Source organism: Chryseobacterium defluvii (genome assembly GCF_014204415.1).
Classification (GTDB): Bacteria; Bacteroidota; Bacteroidia; order Flavobacteriales; family Weeksellaceae; genus Chryseobacterium; species Chryseobacterium defluvii_A.
The window spans coordinates 1-1,196 of sequence record NZ_JACHLE010000015.1; the positions used below are offsets into that span (position 1 = coordinate 1).

At 44.4% G+C, this 1,196-nt stretch carries 1 protein-coding gene; it reads right to left on the minus strand.

Annotated features, from left to right (window positions below; genetic code table 11):
• On the minus strand, window positions 1-1,196 hold a 1,196-nt coding region (locus tag HNP38_RS17900; protein ID WP_184192150.1), incomplete at both ends, for a T9SS C-terminal target domain-containing protein.

Consider the following 1,196-nt stretch of genomic DNA (forward strand, 5'->3'; position numbering starts at 1 on the left):
ATTTCTACGTAGGTGTAATCCTGTACAGGGTTGGGATAAACCCTGATCTCCTGTTTCTCAATCAATTGATCTACCTGACTGTCTCCAAGCTTAACGATCTTCCAGTTCTCTTTGCCCAACTCTTCTGCACTGGTGCCTGCCAATATGATGGAACCGTCTCTGTTTAGTTTTATGTCTGATAATCTCTCCTCTTTCTTTCTGCTCTCTCCCTTCACATGCTTTCTCCATTGTTCTTCTCCATTCTGATTAAGATAAAGCATCCAGAACGTCTCATCATCAGCCTCTATCCTTCCTTCTGCCTGGGTATAACCGCCTAAGAGTATTCCTTTAGTTGAGAGTTTAGAGTTATCAGTTGAGAGGTGATTGATCACGCTCATCCCCATCAGTACATCTCTGTTTTTGAAGTTGTAGGACTTCTGCCACTGTTCTTCTCCTCTATCGTTTAAAGCTAATAACCATAAGTCGGTACCTTCTTCTATGCCGGTGGTTTTGTTGCCCGATCTCTCCGAGCGGGACTCGCCGCCAATGATATAACCTGTGGAAGTCATAGCCAAGGTTCTGATATGGTCATCTCCTTTGCCTCCGAAGTTCTTTTCCCATTCTAATTTACCGTCTTTGTTAAGCTTGATGATCCAGTAATCACCTTCACCTTCATTGTCCGTGGTCTTGGGTAGGGCTGTCAGTTGTCGGGTGTCGGGTATATGGCTGCTACTTTGTACATTGGACAGGGTACCTTGGACAGCAGAGCTTCTGGAATAGATCCCTAACAAAACACCTCCATCTTTAGTCGGGATCATCTTTTCCACTTCATCCAGTCCTTTGCCGCCTAAAAGAAGTTGGGACTTCTCTTTTCCGTCTTTATCCAGCCTGATGATCCATACATCTTTGGAACCGTAGCCTTTGGTGGAGTTCTGTACATTGCCTGCTACAAAATATCCTAAGTCTGTGGTCTGGATAACGGATCTGGCTTCTTCATCGGAAGCTGTTCCTAAGGTCTTCTGCCAGGTCTCATCGCCAAACTCATTAATCTTAATCAGCCAGATATCTGAACCACCTTTGCTGTCTTCTTTTTTATCTAAGCCTTTGCCTGAATAAGTGGTTCCTGCTAAAAGAAAACCGCCTTCCTGAGTAGCTATTGTTGTCGCGAGAAAATCATGATTTTGTCCTGAAAGGTATTTTCCCCAAACCTCTTCGCC